This is a genomic window from Massilibacterium senegalense, assembly GCF_001375675.1.
Classification (GTDB): domain Bacteria; phylum Bacillota; class Bacilli; order Bacillales; family Massilibacteriaceae; genus Massilibacterium; species Massilibacterium senegalense.
In genome coordinates this window covers 123300-144606 of record NZ_LN831786.1, presented here as the reverse complement: position 1 = coordinate 144606, position 21307 = coordinate 123300, and the positions used below count along the sequence as shown (strand labels likewise).

Sequence of the window (21307 nt, the reverse complement as noted above, 5' to 3'; positions counted from 1 at the left end):
TTAAATAACCTCCATTACTTTTTTAATTTTTGTTCCTGATAATTGTCCGTCTTGTACACTGTTCGTTTGCTTTCCATCTACAATCATTACTTCTTGTACGTCTTCTTCTAAACTACGTAAAGCAGCTTCTACTTTTGGAATCATTCCACCTGTAATCGTTTCGTCTTCTATTAAACTTTTTACTTCTTGTTCTGTTAATTCTTCTAGTAACATTCCATCTTTTAAAATCCCTGGTACATCTGTCACAAAAATAAGTCTCTGTGCTTTTAATGCGTTCGCTACGGCACTTGCTGCACTATCTGCATTAATATTAAAACGTTCCCCATTTTTATTAATGCCTATTGGCGCGATGACTGGGATATACCCTGCTTCAATTACGTCGGTAATGACGCGAGTATGAACTTTTTTTACTTCCCCAACGTACCCAAATAATCCCATGTTTTTTGCTTCCGTTTCTAAAAGAAACCCATCCACTCCACTTAATCCAATCGCCTTAGAACCTGCTTGTTGTAATTGAAACACAAGTGATGTATTCACTTTCCCACCGAGTACCATCTCTACAACGTCCATCATTTCTTTTGTTGTTTTGCGAAGCCCATTAATAAATTTTGAGTGAATGTGTAGCGTATCTAACATTCTTTTAATAGCCGGACCTCCACCATGGACGATAATTGGTTGGTACCCTTGTTCTTTTAATAGATGGATTCCTTTGAAAAAGGAAGGTGAAAGCTCATCTAATGTACTTCCACCACATTTTACAACGATCATTTTATTCATTTTCTTTCTTCACCTTTCATCATGTACGATAACTTGCGTTGATTTTAACGTAATCATAAGTCAAATCGCATCCCCAAGCTTTTTGACTTCCGTCTCCAACATGTAAGTCGACAAAAATTTCAATCTTTTCATTTTTCTCAAAATATTCAGAAGCTTTTTCTTCATCAAATACAACCGGCTGTGATTGTGCTAACATGTTAATCGGTCCAATCGCGATATCGACAGTATCCGGATTAATCGGTTGTTCACTATGACCAATTGCACAAATAATTCTTCCCCAGTTAGCATCTTTTCCATAAACAGCTGTTTTCACTAAATCAGAACCAGCAATTTTTTTCGCAATAATTCCTGCTTCTTTGTTTGTTTTAGCACCTTTTACGGTTACTTCGATTAGTTTTGTTGCTCCTTCACCGTCACGAGCAATTTTTTTCGCTAAATCTTCACTTACTAATCGTAATGCTTCTACGAACAATGAATAGTTTTCATCTGTTTCCGTTAAAGTATGTGTGGATGCTAATCCATTTGCTAACACTAATACCATGTCATTTGTAGATGTTTCTCCATCTACGGTAATACAGTTAAACGTTTGATTCGTTACTTCACTAAGCGCCTTTTTTAAAGCCGCAGCTTCAATGTTCGCATCCGTTGTAATGAATGCAAGCATCGTTGCCATGTTTGGATGAATCATCCCTGATCCTTTACATACACCTGCGATAGTAATCGTTTCTCCATTTAATTCTAGTTGATATGCAGATGTTTTGGTATATGTGTCTGTCGTTAAAATAGCCGTAGCAAAGTTTTTTCCTCCATCTTCTTCTTGTAACGTTACGTTTTGTATTCCTTTTTGCACTACGTCCATCGGCATTAATTGACCAATGACACCTGTCGAAGAAACCGCCACATAATGACTAGGAATGTGAAATAATTCCGCCGTCAATTGTTGCATTTCTTTTGCATCTTTTATTCCTTGTGTACCTGTACAAGCATTCGCATTTCCACTATTAATAACAACAGCTTGAATCTTTTCTTCTTTTGCAATCGCTTCTTTTGTCACTGCAATAGGAGCTGCTTGCACTTGATTTAATGTATAGACAGCAGCTGCCGTAGCTGGTGCTTCACTATAAAGAACGGCTAAATCTAATTTTTTCTTTTTTAGTCCAATATGTGTTCCACTTGCTGAAAATCCCTTAGGAGATGTGATAGTTCCTTTTTCTAGTTTTTTTATCTTTGATGTTGTCATTTCTAACGATCCTTTCCGAACAATTTATGGATAAATAGGCATAAAATCAAGCCCTGCTTTTTCATCAAATCCAAACATCAGATTAAAGTTTTGAACGGCCTGACCAGCAGCACCTTTCATTAAATTATCAATGACAGATACGACTGTAATTCTTCCTGTACGTTCATCATATGTAACCCCAATATCACAGAAGTTTGAGCCATACACTTCTTTTGTCGTTGGAAATACTCCTTCCGGTCGAATACCAACGAAATAATGATGATCATATTTTTCTTTATAAATGGCACGTAATTGTTTTTCTGTTAGTGCTTTTTTTGCTTTTGCGTATGTTGTTACCATAATTCCTCTAGTCATTGGAACTAAATGCGTACTAAACGTAATGGGTGTCACATCCGGATTCCAACGACGTAACATTTGCTCGATTTCTGGGATGTGCTGATGATGATTTAATTTATATACCGCTAAATTTTCATTTGTTTCTCCGAAATGTGATTTGATGGTTAATGAACGACCAGCACCACTTACTCCGGTTTTTGCATCAATAATAATAGAATCGACATCGATTAAATCATTTTTCAAAAGTGGCCCTAACCCTAATAACGTTGCAGTTGGGAAACAGCCAGGATTCGAAATAAAACGTACACCTTTCAAATCTTCTTCTACCCACTCTGTTAATCCATAAATTGCTTTATCTAAATAATTTTGTGGTACTGGGTCTTTTTTATACCATTCTTTATACTGTGTACGATCTTTTAAACGAAAATCTCCTGATAAATCAATCACTGGCACACCCGCCTTGATTAATTCCGGTACAATTTTAGCAGATACACCAGATGGAGTAGCACAAAAAACAACGTCTACATCTTTTGCGATTTTTTCCGGGTCAATTGGTTGTAACGTTAATGGCATTCCGTAAAAATGCGGATAGCTTTCATCTATTTTTTTTCCTTCCATCGACGAAGAATATACAGAAAACGATGAAACATTTGGATGTAAATAAAGAATACGAATTAATTCTACTCCTCCGTATCCTGTTGCTCCGATAATTCCTACTTTCATTTTTAAGTCGTCCCCTTTGTAATGGAATAATTAAGTAACATTATAAAGATGAATAAAAATAAAATCAATAGTATAAATATTATTTTATTACAATTTCAATTATTTTCACTTTTTAAAATAAAAAAAGAAGATTCCTATACTACGAATCTTCTTTTACTTTCATTTATTCATGAACCCCTAATGCAATTTTTGCATAACGACTCATTTTATCTTTTGTCCAAGGTGGGCTCCAAACAATATTTGCTTCTGCTTTTTCCACTCCTGGGATAACTTCTAGATGTACCTTTAGTTGAGCGATAATGTCACCCACACTTGGGCATCCCATCGACGTTAATGTCATTGTGACTAAAGCTACGCCGTCGTCGGAAACGTCCACATCGTACACTAATCCAAGATTGACAATATCCACTCCTAATTCCGGATCCATGACATATTCTAATTGGGACATCATATGACCTTTTATTGTTTCTTTTTCTTCAGGTGTCATGCTTCTGTATTACTCCTTCTATATGTTTAATCGTTGTTTATAAAAATCTTTCAAACCATGCTACTGTTTGTAATACCCCTTGACGTGAAACTTTATGCCCCGCTTTTTCATCTGCAATAAATTGCAACTTTTCTATATCTCCACCGTAATGCGATTTTGCTTCTTCATAAAAAATATATGCATTTTGAAACGGAACGACGGTATCTTGTTTTCCGTGCCAAAACAAAAGCGGACGTTTTTGCAATGCATGCATATGTATCGATAAATCATATTTTTTTAAACGCCCTAATTGTTCATCTATATCAATATTGTCAAAATGATCTGCATAATGATGCTTCATTGCCTCGACTTGCGCTTCTGCTAACGCTACATATGCAGGAGCTCCCATTAACGAAACGGCCGCTTTAACCCAGTCATATTGCGTTAAAGCTCCAAGTGTCGTAATCGCCCCCATTGACGTTCCAGCAACCCCGATACGATTCGGATCTATATATCCTTTTTCTTCATAATGTTCCTTAATGGTCTTTACATCTTGAATATTTTGAATCACAATTTCCCAAAACGAAAGAAGGAATGTTGCGTAAGGCACTTCTTCCGCACGCTCTCCATGAAATTTTGCTTCTGGTAATAATACACGAAAGCCTTTTTCTGCCAAGTAATAAGCATAATGCAAATTATGTTCTTTTGCACTTGTAAAACCGTGTATAAATATAACAGTCGGAAGTTGTTCGTCTTTCTTTGTTCCCTTTACAATATGTAAAACCGGAATGTCGTGTACCCATTCATGGAAAATTCCAATCATTTACTCTTCACCTCATAATAGTTTGATTATTCTTATCGTACTTTATTTGAAACCAAAAAGCACAAATTTAACATTTTAAAAAAGATACCCTTATGATATAATTTAAAACAAATGTCATTATACCTATAATATTTACTAGAGAGGGAATTTGAGGAGGTATTTTATGCGCAGAGCTACCTTTTACTTAACAATGATTTTATTTTTAGCAGCAGTCATTGGTACTGGAGTGTTTGCTGTGTACGGATTTGTTAACAAATAAGGAAGAAATAAAAAGACTGGGGTGTGGTAACCTAGTCTTTTTTACATTAAATTTGAATATACTTAACATAATACTTACATTCGATTGATACAATATAAGTATTCAAAAAAAAAAGATAAAAAGGTGAATTGTATGCATAATCCAAATCCTTATCTCATTGCTTTAGATTTAGATGGTACGCTTCTCCAAGATGATAAAACAATTTCAACAAAAACAAAAAATGTGATCCATCGCCTTCAAAACGAAGGAAATATCGTTGTCATTGCTACCGGTCGTCCTTACCGAGCGAGTGCGACGTACTATCACGAACTTGGGTTAAAAACACCAATTGTGAACTTTAACGGTGCATTTACGCACGATCCAACTGGAAGTTTCGGAACCTATCACACACCTGTTGATCTTCCCATTGCAAAAGATGTATTTGAAATTTGCGACCATTATTCTGTCCCTAACTACTTAGCCGAAGTAAAAGACCAAGTTTATTTACGCCACCCCGATCGAACAATTGTTGATGTCTTTTCCAAAGGAAATCCTTCTATTTACACAGGAGATTTAAAAAATATTATGAACGTCTCACCAACCTCTTTATTAATTCAGCCAAAAGATGAACAAATGGGAACGATTAACGAAAAATTAAAAGAAGCACATGCCGAAGTGATTAATCATCGCACATGGGCACCTCCTTGGAACATGATTGAAATCGTGAAAGCCGGCATGAACAAAGCCGTCGGACTTGAAAAAATCGCGAATTACTACCAAATTCCAAGAGAACGCATCATTGCCTTTGGAGATGAAGATAATGATATCGAAATGTTAACATATGCTGGTCATGGAATTGCAATGGGAAATGCAATTGATGAACTAAAAGAAGTAGCGAACGACATTACAAAAACAAATATGGAAAATGGCATTGCTCATTATTTAGAAGAAGTCATGTCTTTATAAGTAGCTTTCTAAACAAAAAAACGCCTCTCTCTTCCTAGAGTTAAGGCGATTTTTTATGATTAATGCGTAGTTACTTCTAAAGGAACCGTGTCAAATAATCCATTTTCATCTATTTCTATATTTTCTGTTTTATTTACTAATATTCCACCTGTCACTTCATACGTACCATTGGATATTTTAGCACCATTTACCGTTCCATCCCACATTGCTTCAAAAGCTAATGCTTCTCCTTGCTTCACTTTTAATTCTCGCACATAATTATTTTCTTTATTCCTTCCAATACTATCATACAAAACGTCTCCAACTTCTGTTTTCACTTGAAAATAATATAAGTTCTCTGTTAAAAAAATAAATGTTGCATCTTGTTTTGTTTGATTTGTAACAGATACTTTCAATTTTATCGTTTGATCCGCTTGCTCTTTTGCCGTTACTCGTACCGGAAATCCTTCTACTAATTCTTTTTGTGCATTCTCTTTTTCATCCATCCATTTTTCTTCTGTTTTTACTTCTGGAATAGTCGAAGCACATCCAAAGCTAAACAAAATACCACAAAAACAAATTAGCAATAACAACTGTTTTTTCACTCATTCAACGCCTTTCTTATTCGAAATCTTTTCTGAAAAAACCATACACTTTTGTTGTTTGTACGATGTTTACAAACGCATTTTCATCCACTTCTTTAATAATCTTTTCTAAATAATATAATTCATAACGAGTTAATACCATGACAAGCATTTCTAAATTTTCTTTTGTATATCCACCTGTAGCAGGAACAACTGTAATCCCTCGTATTAACTTTTGCTGAATAGCGCTCACTAATTCATCTCCATGTTTCGTCATAATCATGGCAGTTAACTTCACATTACTCGTATGAATGGCATCAATGACCCTAGAGGAAACATACAATGTTACTAACGTATATAACGCTAATTCCCATCCAAATAAAACTCCTGTTACAGAAACGATTAACCCATTTAAAATAAAAAAGTAATTCCCAACCGATTGGTTACTAATCCGGGATAATACCATCGCTATAATATCTAATCCACCTGTAGAAGCTCCGTACTTTAATGTTAGCCCAGTACCGATTGCACCGATTACACCACCAAACACAGCATTCAATAAAACATTACCTGAAATGGCTTCAACCGGAATAACTTCTAAAAATAGAGATAGCAAAAAAATGCTAATAATACTAAAAATCGTAAAAAAACGCCCTACTCGTACCCACGCTAAAATAACGACTGGAATATTTAAAAGTGCTAACAGAATTCCTGTGGATAAGGGAAGAAAATTTGTTAACAATTGGGCAATCCCTGTAAAACCACTTGCATAGACGTTCGCTGGAATTAAAAAAAAATTTAACGCTACTGCATTTAAGAGCGCGCCTAAAATAATCACTACCATTTTTATAAACTTTTCAAACATCTGTATCGCCCCTTTTTACCCTTTTCCCTATTATTAGCATAACCAAAGGAGGGAAAAGTAAAATGATTGTAAAAGTTTCATTGATTTTTATCTCGGGAATTTCTAAACTGTATAAGTAAGTAAAAGATGAAAGGTTGTGTGTATATGGCACTCCAAATAATTACAGACACAGGTTGTGACTTACCACCTCATATTATAGAACAATATGAAATTGATGTGTTACCGCTTATGGTAGATCTAAATAATCACCAATATGAAGACGGGAAAACGTTGCATCCAAAAAAACTATATGAAGCTATGCGAGAAGGAGCTGTTGCTAAAACATCACAAGTTCCCCCACTACTATTAAAGGAAACTTTCGAGAAATATGCAAAACAAAAGAAAGATTGCCTATATATAACATTTTCATCCAAACTGTCAGGAACGTATCAAACTGCGCAACTAATGAAAAACGAAATAGTTGAAGAATATCCTGATTTCAAATGTGAAATGGTGGATTCTAAATGTGCATCCTTAGGACAAGGATTAGCCGTTTACTTAACAGCTAATGAACAAAAAAATGGAAAAAGCGATGAAGAAGTGATTGAAGCTGCACATTTTTATACTAGTCATATGGAACATTTATTTACCGTAGATGATTTGGAATATTTATTACGCGGTGGCCGGGTAAGTCGTACTTCTGCTTTTGTAGGTAGCTTGTTAAAAATCAAGCCACTTTTACATGTAGAAGATGGATCTTTAGTTCCACTTGAAAAAATTCGCGGTCGAAAAAAAGTATTAAAGCGGATGGCGGATGTAATGGTAGAGCGTGGCGTTCAATTAGAAAATCAAACGATCGCCATTAGTCACGGGGATGATATGGAAGGTGTGGAAGAACTAAAATCTTATATCGAGCAACATTTCCCGATTAAAGAATGTATTGTCTACTATGTCGGTTGTGCCATTGGTGCACATTCAGGTCCAGGTACCATTGCTTTATTCTTTTTAAATAAAACAAAATAGAGGGGCATGTGATGCACCCTCTATTTTTCATGTTCACGACATCTCGGTAATTGAATCAAAAAACCCGTTTTTTCTTCCGAAGAATACACTTCCACTCGTCCGTCATGTAAATCAATAATTTTTTTACATACCGATAAACCAATTCCAGTCCCTAATTGTTTTGTACTGACAAAAGGAGAGAAAATGTTGTCAATAATATGTTGCGGAATCTGAGGGCCATTATTAGAAATGCACAATTCCACGCATTCGTCTTTCGATGTTGCCGTAATATGAATATTCTTTTCTTGCTTTTTTGTCATTTTCAATTCATCTACTGCATTGTTTAAAATATTTAAAATCACTTGTTTTAATTGTTCTTCTACACCGCATACATAAAGGTCTTGTTCCATTTGTTTTGTTACAACAATTTTTTCTTCTACAATTCGCGGGTAAAGTAAATCAATCATTTCCTTAATGGCTGGTTCTAATTGAAAACTTTTCTTTTCTTCCGTAATTCCTTCTATTTTTGAAAAATATAAAAATTGATTAATTTTCCCCTGTAGCTTATCTAGTTCTCGGTTAATGATTTCAAAATATTTTTCGGTTGTTTCGTCTGTTACTTGTTGCTCAAGCAACTGAACAAATCCTTTCACAGCTGTTAAAGGATTACGGAATTCATGGGCAAATCCAGCCGATAGTTGTCCAAGTAAAGATAAACGATCTTGATGCATTTCTTGGATAAACAAACTTTTATTTAAAATAATTTGATCTTTAATTTTTGTATATTCCCGAACAGCTAGGTACGCATAATCATCAAATAACCGATTCGTTACCAAAATAGTGTATATTTTTTCATCAAACGAAAAACTATCTTCGCTTAACACTTTATCAATCACAATTTTTCGACCAACGTTAATATTGTAAACAAACTCACTAATATTAACATTAGCTTGAATCCGTTCATTCGCTACTTTTTTCATTAATTTTTCCACTACGTTTGTATAAGAACCTGTTAAAGATTTAATGACAAGACGGACTGTCATAATCCCATTTTTTTTCACTTCTTCATAAAAGGGATCGTCTTTTATAATTTTCGAAACCTTTAACCATTCTTCTAGAAAATAGAAAATGTGGTCATCTAAAAATGTAGAAATTCTTTCTATACTTGAAGGGGACATTATTTTTTCTTCTGTCATATACTGTCTCTCCTAACTCACGAAACAAAACTAGTTGTTTTTATTCTAACATGAACACTCAAAAAAAATCATTGATTTTCTAAAAAATGCGTCAAAACTCCTTAAAAATCAACAAATTTTACTTTTATTTGTGTGAAAGAATAATAAAAACAAACAGCCTTACTCCATTTAGGAGTAAGGCTGTCATTCTTTTTTCAGGTAAAATCACGCGGTAATAAAATTTCTTTCGGTAATTCTGTTCCAGTTGTTCCTCGTTCATCGATATTTTCTTCTTCTTTCGGATAAAAAATAACGAAGTTTTCGGAAACTTTCTCTGCTAATTGACTTGGTATTTCTTCTAGTTGTGGTCGGTAAGCTGTGGTCCCTTTTCTCGCACTCAAAAGAATCGTTAAATCATTTTCTTTAATATTAGGAAATACTTCTTCATACAACTTTTCGTAACTTTCAACAAACTCATATGTTGTTATGGGTTTCGGTTCTAATTCATCCATTATTTCTTTATATAAAGGAAGATTTTTCTCATCACGCAAAATAATTAAGTGCAACGTTGCTCCTAAACGACTAACAATTGTTTTTAACCGTTTCATTGTAGCTTTAAATGAACGTTTCAATAAACTATTTTTCGGGATAATCATTACCACACGTCGTGTTGTATTTAATGGTTTCACAAGGTTGGTAACAAAAATAGGATGATACGTTTGATCTAAAAGCTGGTCAAGAATCGAACCAAAAATTTTATCTTTTCCTGTCATTTTCGGATTCCATCCAACAACTACCGTTGAAATTTGTTCTTCGGCAATGGCACGTAAAATCCCATTTGACACACTTTGATCAATCCTTGTTAACACTCGAACTGGCACTTCTGCTCCCGCTGCATATAATACAGCATGACCGAGCATTTTTTCCGCTTGCGCCACTTGTGGTACATTGGACGTCAAGTCTTCTCTTACAATCGTCAGTGGATAAAGCGATTCGGTAGAATGTTCTCTTCTTAAAATCATTGAAAAGTCTAAAAGTGCTTCCATATTTTTCGGGTTGGCGATTGGAATTAAAATTCGTTGTGGACGTTCATTTTCAGCATACGGCACTTGTCCTTCATGCGTAGCAATTTCTCGCCCTGATTTTTCTACATAATATGGACCGATAATACAAGTAAATAAAATCATTAAAATAATCGCATTTACCATAGTTTGATCTAATATCCCAATTTCGTACCCAACTAATGTAGCGGCAAGTGTAGCAGACGCATGCGAAATCGAAAGTCCAAAAATCATAATAATTTCGTTTTTCGTATAATGATAAATTTTTCCTGTTAAAATAGCAGGTATCGATTTACCAATAGCAACAAAAATAATGAACACTGCTGCTAACAAAATCGATTCCATGCTACCAATTAAAGAGGGTAAATCAACGAGCATCCCAACAGAAAGTAAGAAGAATGGAACAAAAATAGCATTGGACGTAAAGTTTATTCGGTTCATTAATGTTCCATGTTCCACAATAAATCGATTTAAAGCAAGGCCAGCAAATAAAGCACCAATAATGGCTTCTACTCCGGCAATTTCTGCAAGAAGTGCCGAAGCAAATAACGTACTCATCACAAAAATAAATTGAACGACTCCTTCCTCGCTTACATTTCTAAAAAAAGAACGAGCGATAATCGGAATCCCTTTTAAAATAATTAATGCAACAATCGCTAAATTTACTAACAATTTAAAAAGAAAGAAAAACGAAAATTCTCCCTTAGATGCCCCGGCTACAATTGCTAACACGACCAAAGCTATGACATCTGTAATAATCGTTCCTCCAACAGCCATCGTAATGGCTTTATTTTTCACTATGCCTAACCTACTTGCAATTGGGTATCCTAACAGCGTATGCGAAGCTAAAATAGCCCCCAGTAGGATCGAAGCAGCGATACTATATCCAAAAATAATACCCGAAAGAATCCCTAAAATAAACGGAATAACATTCGACGTTAACCCAAATAAAATACTACGATTTTTATAACGTGCAAACCCATCTAAGTCAATTTCAAGACCTGCTAAAAACATAATCAATAATAATCCTACTGTTCCTAATAAGATAATCGTTTGATCTCGATCAATTAGTCCAAAGCCATGGGGACCAATAATAATACCTGCGATTAAATATCCAATTAAATCTGGCATTTTGAATCTTTTAACAATCGGCGGCATAAGTAAAAATAATCCCATTGTTATCGCTAAAATCATGATAGGATCTTTCATCATGTATAATCCCCAACCTCTCACACCACCATACGTACGGTTCCGTATACGGCGGTTCAACCTTTTAAGTATCCTAACTCATAAAGTTGGGAAATGTCTTTTAATCCCCACTTTGCGAGTTTTTTTTGTTATCGCTTGATGGGCATTCCTTCCTTTGCGAAAGCCAAAGCTATTCTCAGAAAAGTATGGGTCTATGATTGGTTCAATTACTTGGAGAATGGCTTGCTGTACCACTCTCTCCAACACACATCGTATCCCTAGATATCTGGAACCATCTGACTTTGTAATAGCAACACTTTTAACAGGCTGAGGCTCGTAAGTCCCCCCATAAGTTTCTGTCTGAGAGGTTAAAAGTGCTTTTTCATATGTGATTTCAATTGATATACGGTAATTCCATCTATCCCGTGAGCACCTTTGTTACTATAAAGATTCTCGTTTGCGATAACTTTATTGATTAGATTGATATTGTTGATACCATCTTTTTTTTCATATCCATGTCTGCATCTCTACGCACTCCTATGTACCTTTTGGTTTCCAACCTATTCTTCATAGGTAGCCTATCTTTTGGTTCATACCACGATGTATTCTGTGCTTAGGCGAGATGCTTACACCCCTTGTTTTCCAAGATTTAAGATTGTTCATTCCTTCATTTCCAGTGGAAACTACTATGACCTCTGCTGACTTCTCACGATAAATCTTGTTTCAAACGAGCATGTTTTGCCTCCCAGGGTAAGAGCGATAACCTTCTTCTCATGTAACTGCTATATTTACTGTATGGGATTCAGGCAGTAGTGGACTTTATCTTGATATGCAGACTCGTCCGTCCCACTGCAGCCTTATATATAGTTTCTGAGAATTTACCTCCAGTTTCCTTCAGAGTCCACCTCACGGTGGACTCCCTTGCTATTGGCTAACAGTTCCTACTGCCAAGCCTGTAGTGGACTTTCACCACCGAGTTATCGCCCATGCTGGGCTCACATAATAAAAGCCTACAAACGATTTTATCCGTTTGCAGGCTCACTTATCAAAGAAGGATTCCCTATCATTTGTTCGTTAGAAACCTGTTCTTTTTGCACTTCTACTCTTACTTTACGGATTCTTCGTTTTTCAACTTCTGTCACGGTGATAAATAAAGGACCGAAGTGCAATTGTTCTCCTTGCAAAGGAATATGCTCTAACATTTCAACAATGAAACCACCTAACGTATGATAGTTTCCCTCTGGAATTTCTACTTGTAACACTTGTTTAAAATCATCAATTGGAAAATCCGCAAAAAACAAATAATGATTCTCGTTTAATTGTGTCATCACTTTTATCGTTTCATCATGTTCATCCCAAATATCTCCTACTAACTGCTCGAGGATGTCTTCCATTGTGACAATACCTTCCGTTCCACCAAATTCATCAATCACAATTGCCATGTGCGTTTTACGTCTTTGAAGTTCTGGCAGTAATACAGAAATTTTTTGTGAACCGACAACAAAAAGTGGCTGCATTAAAAGCGAACGAATATCCACTTCTTTTTGTTGAATAATGGCGGAAAAAAAGTCTCGTTCTGATAATACCCCAATAATATGGTCAATATCCCCTTCATACACAGGTAAACGGGAAAAACGTTCTTTTAAAAACACTTCTTTTATTTCTTCAACAGATTGGTTTGCATCGATTGCTACAACATCAATCCGTGGTTTAATAATTTCTTGTACAATGATGTCATTAAATTCTAACGCACTTTGGACAAGTTCTTTTTCTTGTTCGTTAATGATTCCTTCTTCTTCACTCATATCAATCATTTCTTTCAATTCTTCTTCTGTCACAGAAGGATTCGGATCTTTTTGTGCTCTCATTCGTTCATTTATTCGTATAAACGGTAGAAGCATCGGCCGCATGAATTGTGTCATCCAGTAGATTAGTGTACTCGTTTTTAATACAATCGTTTCCGCATGATTTTTAACCATTATTTTAGGAATGAACTCGGTAAATACTAACACCATAAATACCGCAAAAATCAAACTAAAAATAAATGCTTTTGTGTGGAAAAAAAGTTGCAACATAAAAAATACAAATAATGTAGTAGCAATCGTATTACAGATTGTTTTTAGCATTACGATAGCCATATTGGTCACATCTTGATGTTCCATTATCCAATTTGCTTTTTCATTAAACTTTCCTTTTTCATCCCTATTTCTGATTCGAATACGATTTGCGTGTGTAATCGCAACTTCAACGATTGAAAAAAAAGTAGCAAATAAAACAAACACACCAATCATCATTATAAACAAACTCAGTGGCAAATCATCCAACGTACATTCACACCCCTATATTTTAGTTAAAAAAGATATTTTTATTTTACCATATTCTTTCGGCAAAATAGAAAAAAATACGGTTCGTTTTTTTCGAAGTAAATCTATTACCCGAAATAAAACGACCAACGGTGTGTTCCGTCCTTTTATTTTTATTATTAGGTCATCTCGTCTTATGAATTTTTCTCTCTATTATTTACCCATTTTTTTTTACAACTACACACTATTTTCGAATATTTCATTGCATTTTTATATTTTTTGTAAATTTTAAAATAATCTTTGTCATATTAGTTGAAAAAAATTTGTTTCTTTTTTATGATGAAATGGAAACCTTTTTATCAACTTATACGTCTGTATAAGTGAACTCTTCTATTTTCTCAAATATCAAACCCTTGATTTGACTCTTTTATGAGGCAAGGCCAGAGGACTGCTCTGGTTCTTTTTTTATACTAAAATGGTAAAATATTGAATAAAAGACAGCACCAAACGTGTTTCGATGGTGCTGTCTTTTATTAAAATGTTAAAGGTAAGACGTTGTATCCTAAATATAAAATGACCCCAAAAATAACAAATGATAATACCCAGAATAAACCGGTATTTTCCCCGCGTTTCATTTTTGGAATTGTCATTTCCATTAAGCCGATTAAAACAATCGCTAACACAATTTTTGTCGTTAATGGAGCTATTAAGCTACCGTAATTAGCTGAAAAAATAATTCCAACTCCTGTTGCGATAACGACTAAATAGAGCACACGCATAATCATTTGCACAACTTTTGTTCCTTTTTCATTTCCTTTTTTCGCTAAAATACCAGCGACAATAAATAAAATGATTAATAATGCCCAACCTGTAACGTGACCATGTAACATGTTATCATCCTCCTTTTCGTCTTTTCTATATTATCATGATTTAAATAGTAGATAAAGAAATCTCCCATCAGTGGGGATTATTGCACATCCCTACTCTTATTTCTATGATGTGGAATTTTTTCTTACTATTCATGAGAGCGCTTTATTTCACTTCGTTACGTAACGTTCCAATCCCTTCTATTATCACTTCTATAACATCTCCTTCTTGTAAGAACACAGGAGGATTCATTCCTTTTCCAACTCCAGCAGGCGTTCCAGTTGCGATAATATCCCCTGGTTCTAATGTCATTCCTTTAGATAATGTGGAAATGATAGTTGGAATCGAAAAAATAAATTGTCCCGTATTCGCATCTTGACGAAGCTCCCCGTTTACTTTTGTTTGAATCGAGAGATGATGTGGGTCTTTTATTTCATCTTTTGTTACAATCACTGGTCCCATTGGTGCCGTTCCATCTAAACTTTTTCCGATAAAAAATTGTTTATGACGTTGTTGTAAATCTCTTGCTGTTAAGTCATTTACGATAGTATACCCAAAGACAGCGTCCATTGCTTCCGCTTCTGACACGTTCCGTACTGTTTTTCCGATGATAACCGCTAATTCTCCTTCATAATCTAACATGTTCGTCACATTTTCATGTAATGGTACGACTGCATTATGCGCATTGACAGCGGTCGGCGCTTTTGTAAACATCATAATATGTTCTGGAATGTCGTCTTTACTTCCTAGTTCAATCGCATGAAGTGCATAATTTTTTCCGACACACATCATATTTTTCTTCCACTTCGGTATAGGAGCTAAAAAGGTAATAGCTGACACAGGATATGTCACTCCACCTTTTGCTTCCACTTCTTTTAGCAATTGAGTAACATGCTTAATAAAAACAGCTCCCGCTTCTATTCCTTCTAATAACGTGTCATAAGGAAACGCACAGTGTACTATTTCGCTAGATTTTTGTAAATCAATCACGTGTTCCTCAACTAACGCACCAATGATGGTTTCTCCTTTATATTGCACTGTTAATAATTTCATTCTTTTCCTCCTTTAAAAATAGATGACAAACAAATGTTTGCATCCGTCAATGTTTTTCACTATTATGATACAATGATAGCAAAAAATAATCATAGAAAGGACTTATTTAAAATGAAAACGGTCGTTACGACATTAAATGCCAAATATATCCACACTTGTTTGGCGCTTCGTTATTTAAAAGCTTACGCAGCTCCTGAATTTGACGTAGAAATGGCTGAATATACAATTAAAGACCCCGTGATGAATATCGTATCGGATTTATACAATAAAAATCCAGATGTAATCGGCTTTAGTTGTTACATATGGAACATTGAACAAACGATTCCAATCATAGAAATGTTAAAAAAAATAAAACCAGAGCTTACCATTATTCTAGGAGGACCGGAAGTTTCTTATGATAGCGATGATTGGATGAAACGTATTCCAGAAGTTGACTATATCGTTGTTGGAGAAGGGGAAAAAACGTTTAAAGATTTACTAACGGAAATACAGACGGAAAAAAATATGCAAAAAGTAAACGGAATCTATTACCGCGACGGTGAAAATGTGATCATGCGCCCCCCACAAGAAAAATTAGATTTAAACACCATTCCTTCCCCGTTTCGATTTGAAGAAGATGTAACGGCTATCCCAAAAAGAATCCAATATATTGAAACGAGTCGTGGTTGTCCGTTTAGTTGTCAGTTTTGCTTATCTTCTATTGAAGTTGGGGTACGGTACTTTGATAAAGAACGGATGAAAGAAGAACTATTATTTTTAATGGACCACGGTGCAAAAACGATTAAATTCGTCGACCGAACGTTTAACATTAAACGAGATTATGCGCTTGAAATGTTTCAATTCATTATTGAAAATCATCGTCCTGGTGTCGTTTTTCAATTTGAAATTACAGCAGATATTATGCGTCCTGAAGTCCTAGATTATTTAAATACACACGCACCAGCTGGATTAATTCGCTTTGAAATCGGAGTACAATCTACCAATGATCATACGAATGAACTTGTTCACCGAAAACAAAACTTTACAAAGTTAGCTCGGACAGTAAATATGGTGAAAGAAGGTGGTAAAATTACCCAACACCTTGATTTAATTGCCGGTTTACCGGAAGAAGATTATACAAGTTTCAGAAAAACATTTAATGATGTATTTGCCTTTTATCCAGAAGAATTACAACTTGGCTTTTTAAAAATGCTACGTGGGACTGGCTTACGACTTCGGTCAAAAGACCATGATTACACATTTATGAACCATGCACCTTATGAAATATTAGGGAATAACGTCCTATCTTTTGCTGATATTATTAAAATTAAACAAGTAGAAGATGTGTTAGAAAAATATTGGAATGATCACAGAATGGATGAAACCATTTTGTATTTAACCGAATTCGGATTTGACACAGCATTTGATTTCTTCCAATCATTCGGAGCATATTGGGAGAAGCAAGGTTGGGCAAAAATTGGGCATCAATTAGAGGATTTATTTACAAGACTACTTGCTTTTTTAAATAACGAGTCATTTGCAAACCTTGACCTTGTAATAGGGTTAATGAAATATGATTATTTCATACGTCAAAACTACAAACCACGAAAACCATGGTGGACATTTAGCTTAACAAGACATGAACAAAGTAATATTTTACGACAATTAGCAGAACAACCAGCCTTATTAGGAAAAGCGTTCGAAAATTTACATTTAACCGAAAAAGAATTGCATAAACATACGATGATTGAAGTTCTTCCATTTGATTTATCTCATTATTTAGAAACAAAAGAAATGAAACGAGAACAACATTTAATCGTTAGCTACTTTTCACCAAAACAAAATGGAACACAAGTCTTTGTTACGAACATGAAAAATTTGCTACCAATCTAATCAAAAAAGAAGCTACCTCCTCCTTAGTAAACATCCTTCACAAGAAGAACTGTTTACTAATAGAATCGTAGCTTCTTTTCGTTTATTCATAACGAAGAGCATCAATTGGATTTAATTTTGCAGCTTTATTGGCTGGAATAACACCAAAAACAATTCCAACGAACATCGAAAATAATACACCAACGATAATGACCGGGATGGAAATTACCGGTGTAAACGGAGCAAAAATGGCAATAAGTGCACAAACTCCTGCAGCAAAAAGAATACCGATTATTCCACCAATTGTTGTTAAGGTGGCAGATTCAATTAAAAATTGTAATAAAATCTTTCCACGCGTTGCTCCGAGTGCTTTACGCAACCCGATTTCTCGTGTCCGTTCTGTAACGGAAACGAGCATAATATTCATGACACCAATTCCACCTACTAGTAAAGAAATACCTGCAATTCCTCCAATAAGCATCGTCATTGTCCGTGTAACACTTTGAATACCTGCTTCAATTTCACCCATATCAAACGGTTCGAAATACCCACCTTCGATTTCTTTTGTTCGATTTAAAAGATCAGCAGCTTGTTGACCAGCAGTCATCATATCATCTGGATTTTTCGCTTGTATAGATAATGTATTAATTTCAGGAATATTATACACTGCTGATAATAATTCGTTACTCATTAAAAATTGTCCTTGGTTAAAACGAAATGTTTCAGGAACAATCGATTTATATACACCTACCACGCGAAATGGTTCTCCCATTAATTCGATGACTTGTCCGAGCACTTCTTCTTCATTTTTAAATAATTTTTCTTGTGTATATTCATCGATGATTACTGTTCTGTTCGTACTTGTAAGATCTTTTTCTGTTAATGGACGTCCGTAAATCATTTGCACATTTTGTGCTTCCATATATCCGGGTGTAATCCCAAGAGCTTGCACGTCCATTTTATTTTCTTGAAAGGTAGCTTCTCCCCACATATCATTTGAACCGAAAACATTTTTCACAAGTGGACCCTTCTTTAAAAGATTAATTTCATCTTGTGTTAGTGTGGGCATTTCTACATACATTCCTCCAAAAGAATCTTCTGATTCTTCTTGTGTAAATTGAAGATCGACTACATTTTTTCCATTTACAACGACAGATTCTTTGATTTCATTTTCTGCACCTTGTCCTAATGCAACAACGATAATGACAGAACCAACACCTATAATAATCCCTAACATCGTTAAAAAAGAGCGTAATTTATGGCTTAAAATAGAGGATAACGACATTTTAAAACTTTCCCATATGTTCATTCGTCATTCCTCCTATCTTCTGTGACTTTTCCGTCTCGAATCACGACAATTCGTTTTGCATATTCGGCAATTTCATATTCATGGGTAACGATCACAATCGTCTTCCCTTCTTCATTTAAAGCAGTAAAAAGGTCCATAATTTGTGCACTAGTTTTCGTATCTAGCGCCCCAGTCGGTTCATCTGCCAAAATGATGGATGGCTGGTTGACCATCGCTCTCGCAATCGCAACACGTTGCTTTTGTCCACCAGATAATTGATTCGGTAAATGATTCATCCGCTCACGTAGCCCTACTTTTTCCAACATTTCCTTTGCTCGCTCCACACGCTCACTTTTACTCACTCCTGCATACGTAAGCGGTAATTCTACGTTTTGTAACGCTGTTAATTTGGGAAGCAAATGGAACTGCTGAAACACAAAACCTATATGTTCATTACGTAACTTTGCTAACGTATTTTCCGATTCAGCCGTAATCTCTTTTTCATCTAGTACATACGTTCCAGCTGTTGGTGTATCTAAAAATCCAATGATATTCATTAGCGTTGATTTCCCGGACCCAGATGGTCCCATAATAGCGAGAAATTCTCCGTCGTCAATGGATAAATCAATACCATGGAGAACTGGAACTTCTAACGGTCCATTTTTATACACCTTCGTAATATTACTTAACTTCATCAACCGTCTTCACTTCCATTCCATCGGACATTTCTGGCGCTGGGTTCATTACTACGCGTTCCCCTTCTTTAACCCCCTTGATTATTTCTACAAATTTGTCGCCCATCACTCCGGATTTTATAGCACGTTTTTCCAACTTTTTATTTTTCTCAACAAAAACAAATTGTTCCTCTTCTTCATATAAAATCGATTCGCTTGGAATAGCAAGTACTTTTTGTTTTCCATTTACTTTTACATTCATCGTAACGTGGAAACCTTGCCGTAATTCTGATGTATCATCCGTCATCGCTACTGTAAATGGATATTTGGTTGCTCCTTGTCCTTCTGTCATTTGCTCTCCTGATTCTTCTGGAAACTGAGAAATCGATTCTACTTTTCCATTCCACTTTTTATCTTTTTGTGATTTTGTTGTAATCTCTACGAATTGCTCTGGTTGAATTCTAGTTGTATCAGATTCTGATACAGTTCCTTTTACTTTAAAAGGTTTATTCGAAACGATATGAATAACTGGTTCTTGCCCTGCTCCGTCTGTTTTTGCTACATCTTTCGTTATTTTTACAACTACTCCATCGATTTTACTTTTTACTGTTAAGTCTGCAACTTTACTATTTGCTACATTAATTTGCTCTTGAGTCGTTGTAATTTCATTTTTTGTTTGTTGATGTTGGCGTTCTATTTCACGCTTTTGGTTCATTAATTCATTGATGATTTCTTGTGGTTGTCCTTCATTTTTTGTTTGCGTAATTTGGCTCGCAATTTGATTGATTTGATCTTGCTCTGATTTATTCTGTGATTGTAATAGTTCTTTTGAGCGCACTGCTTGGTTTAATTCGGATTGAGCAGCTTTTCCGTCATAGACAAACAGTGGATCTCCCGCCGATACCGTTTGGTTTAATTGCACCTTAAATTCCTTAATATCGCCCTTTTCTGGATCTAAATATACTTTTTGTTCATCTTCTGGTACCACGACACCCGTTACTAAAATAGATTCAGACACATCTTCATTTTTTACCTTTGCTACTTCAACATGACTAATATCGCCTGCGGCCGTATTTCCACCACGCATCGCTTTTGTAGCAACTAATCCTACAATTACAATAAATACAACAACCCCAATTGTAATCCACAACCATTTTTTCTTTTTCATTTTTTTCCCTCCATTTTATGCTTTCATTGTCATTAAATCTAATTGCGTCATCATAAAAAAGACAGAAACATACATCACAATAATAAAAACAATAATCGTTCCTGTACGTTTCGTTGAAAATTCTCGTAATCCAAAAAATAAAATAACAGCTTCCCAAATGGTAAAAATAGAAAAATAATTAGCAAATATATTAATTCCTATGGAATCTGTAAACTGCCTAGTAATGACAGATGTACTGTACACGGTGTAATCTAGCGGATTGTAATCAAATAAAAGAATGAGTGGGATTTCAAATAATAATTGCACACTTGAAATAGTTAGTGCGAAAAGAATAATAATGAAACTATACACGGTCTTGATTTCTCTAAAAAAAACAAACAATGTTAGAAAAAAAAGCCCAAAAACAAAAAGACTAGCTACGATTGATATAATCATAAAAACAAAAGACAAAAATAAAATAGTCTCATGTACATTAATATCCCCAAATCCCATTGCATCCAACTCAGCTTGTGTAGTATTCGTACTCCATAACACTAAGTAAAAATTAACTGCCGCTAACAAACTAACCCATAACACAAGACCGATGAAACGACTTACATATCCTTTTACTTCATCTGCTTGATGGATTTGACGAATTTCTTTTCTCGGTGTCAAAAATACTTTCCATACGTGCACATTATGTACCAATCGCTTGCCCCCTT

19 protein-coding genes are annotated in these 21307 nt (G+C 35.1%); 3 read left to right on the top strand and 16 right to left on the bottom strand.

The features are described from left to right. From argB to BN1372_RS04075, 5 genes are all read right to left on the bottom strand, one after another. On the bottom strand, positions 1–777 hold the full coding sequence (gene argB, locus BN1372_RS04095; RefSeq protein ID WP_062197588.1) for an acetylglutamate kinase: 777 nt from the start codon (positions 775–777) through the stop codon (positions 1–3). Between the two features lie 19 nt (positions 778–796). Then, complete coding sequence (gene argJ / locus BN1372_RS04090) at positions 797–2017, bottom strand: bifunctional ornithine acetyltransferase/N-acetylglutamate synthase (protein ID WP_062197587.1); 1221 nt, start codon at positions 2015–2017, stop codon at positions 797–799. A 24-nt stretch (positions 2018–2041) separates the two neighbouring features. Beyond that, positions 2042–3076, bottom strand: coding sequence for an N-acetyl-gamma-glutamyl-phosphate reductase (argC, locus tag BN1372_RS04085; protein WP_062197586.1), 1035 nt, complete (start codon positions 3074–3076; stop codon positions 2042–2044). A 163-nt stretch (positions 3077–3239) separates the two neighbouring features. Then, positions 3240–3563 carry a metal-sulfur cluster assembly factor gene (locus tag BN1372_RS04080; RefSeq protein ID WP_062197585.1) on the bottom strand — a complete coding sequence of 108 codons (324 nt, stop codon included), beginning with the start codon at positions 3561–3563 and terminating at the stop codon, positions 3240–3242. Positions 3564–3600: 37 nt separating this feature from the next. Continuing rightward, complete coding sequence (locus tag BN1372_RS04075; protein ID WP_062197584.1) at positions 3601–4365, bottom strand: prolyl oligopeptidase family serine peptidase; 765 nt, start codon at positions 4363–4365, stop codon at positions 3601–3603. 391 nt (positions 4366–4756) lie between these two features. Here BN1372_RS04075 and BN1372_RS04070 point away from each other — a divergent pair, with 391 nt between their 5' ends. Next, positions 4757–5569: a Cof-type HAD-IIB family hydrolase gene (locus BN1372_RS04070; RefSeq protein ID WP_062197583.1), complete on the top strand. Its 813-nt coding sequence runs from the start codon at positions 4757–4759 to the stop codon at positions 5567–5569. Positions 5570–5628: 59 nt separating this feature from the next. On the opposite strand, the gene BN1372_RS04065 is transcribed toward BN1372_RS04070, so the two are convergent. Beyond that, on the bottom strand, positions 5629–6153 hold the full coding sequence (locus BN1372_RS04065; RefSeq protein ID WP_062197582.1) for a BsuPI-related putative proteinase inhibitor: 525 nt from the start codon (positions 6151–6153) through the stop codon (positions 5629–5631). Positions 6154–6169: 16 nt separating this feature from the next. Continuing rightward, a complete protein-coding gene (locus BN1372_RS04060; protein WP_062197581.1) occupies positions 6170–6997 on the bottom strand; it encodes a YitT family protein in 828 nt (275 codons plus the stop codon). 144 nt (positions 6998–7141) lie between these two features. On the opposite strand from BN1372_RS04060, the gene BN1372_RS04055 reads away from it, so the two are divergent. Next, positions 7142–7999: a DegV family protein gene (locus BN1372_RS04055; RefSeq protein WP_062197580.1), complete on the top strand. Its 858-nt coding sequence runs from the start codon at positions 7142–7144 to the stop codon at positions 7997–7999. Between the two features lie 20 nt (positions 8000–8019). Here the strand turns inward: BN1372_RS04055 and BN1372_RS04050 are convergent, their stop codons facing one another. The 5 genes from BN1372_RS04050 to BN1372_RS04030 all read right to left on the bottom strand — a co-directional run bounded on the left by BN1372_RS04050 (position 8020) and on the right by BN1372_RS04030 (position 15625). After that, a complete protein-coding gene (locus tag BN1372_RS04050; RefSeq protein WP_062197579.1) occupies positions 8020–9174 on the bottom strand; it encodes a histidine kinase N-terminal domain-containing protein in 1155 nt (384 codons plus the stop codon). A gap of 194 nt (positions 9175–9368) precedes the next feature. After that, positions 9369–11426 (bottom strand): cation:proton antiporter, encoded by a 2058-nt coding sequence (locus tag BN1372_RS04045; RefSeq protein ID WP_062197578.1) that lies wholly within the window; start codon positions 11424–11426, stop codon positions 9369–9371. Positions 11427–12424: 998 nt separating this feature from the next. Beyond that, a complete protein-coding gene (locus BN1372_RS04040) occupies positions 12425–13726 on the bottom strand; it encodes a hemolysin family protein (protein ID WP_062197577.1) in 1302 nt (433 codons plus the stop codon). Positions 13727–14238: 512 nt separating this feature from the next. Next, complete coding sequence (locus BN1372_RS04035; protein ID WP_062197576.1) at positions 14239–14595, bottom strand: DUF1516 family protein; 357 nt, start codon at positions 14593–14595, stop codon at positions 14239–14241. 142 nt (positions 14596–14737) lie between these two features. Further along, entirely contained in the window at positions 14738–15625 is an 888-nt protein-coding gene (locus tag BN1372_RS04030) for a fumarylacetoacetate hydrolase family protein (protein ID WP_062197575.1), read from the bottom strand. Positions 15626–15736: 111 nt separating this feature from the next. Between BN1372_RS04030 and BN1372_RS04025 the strand changes: the two genes are divergently transcribed. Then, positions 15737–17497, top strand: coding sequence for a B12-binding domain-containing radical SAM protein (locus BN1372_RS04025; protein ID WP_062201080.1), 1761 nt, complete (start codon positions 15737–15739; stop codon positions 17495–17497). Between the two features lie 82 nt (positions 17498–17579). On the opposite strand, the gene BN1372_RS04020 is transcribed toward BN1372_RS04025, so the two are convergent. Genes BN1372_RS04020 through BN1372_RS04005 form a run of 4 tightly spaced genes read right to left on the bottom strand, consistent with a single transcriptional unit; the run spans position 17580 to position 21293 of the window. After that, positions 17580–18785, bottom strand: a complete 1206-nt coding sequence (locus tag BN1372_RS04020; protein ID WP_062197574.1) for an ABC transporter permease — start codon at positions 18783–18785, stop codon at positions 17580–17582. Next, positions 18782–19462: an ABC transporter ATP-binding protein gene (locus BN1372_RS04015; protein ID WP_222704668.1), complete on the bottom strand. Its 681-nt coding sequence runs from the start codon at positions 19460–19462 to the stop codon at positions 18782–18784. The genes BN1372_RS04020 and BN1372_RS04015 overlap by 4 nt, the downstream gene beginning before the upstream one ends. Continuing rightward, positions 19446–20606, bottom strand: coding sequence for an efflux RND transporter periplasmic adaptor subunit (locus BN1372_RS04010; RefSeq protein ID WP_062197572.1), 1161 nt, complete (start codon positions 20604–20606; stop codon positions 19446–19448). The genes BN1372_RS04015 and BN1372_RS04010 overlap by 17 nt, the downstream gene beginning before the upstream one ends. Positions 20607–20621: 15 nt before the next feature. Further along, positions 20622–21293: a hypothetical protein gene (locus BN1372_RS04005; RefSeq protein ID WP_062197571.1), complete on the bottom strand. Its 672-nt coding sequence runs from the start codon at positions 21291–21293 to the stop codon at positions 20622–20624. Positions 21294–21307 lie beyond the last annotated feature (14 nt).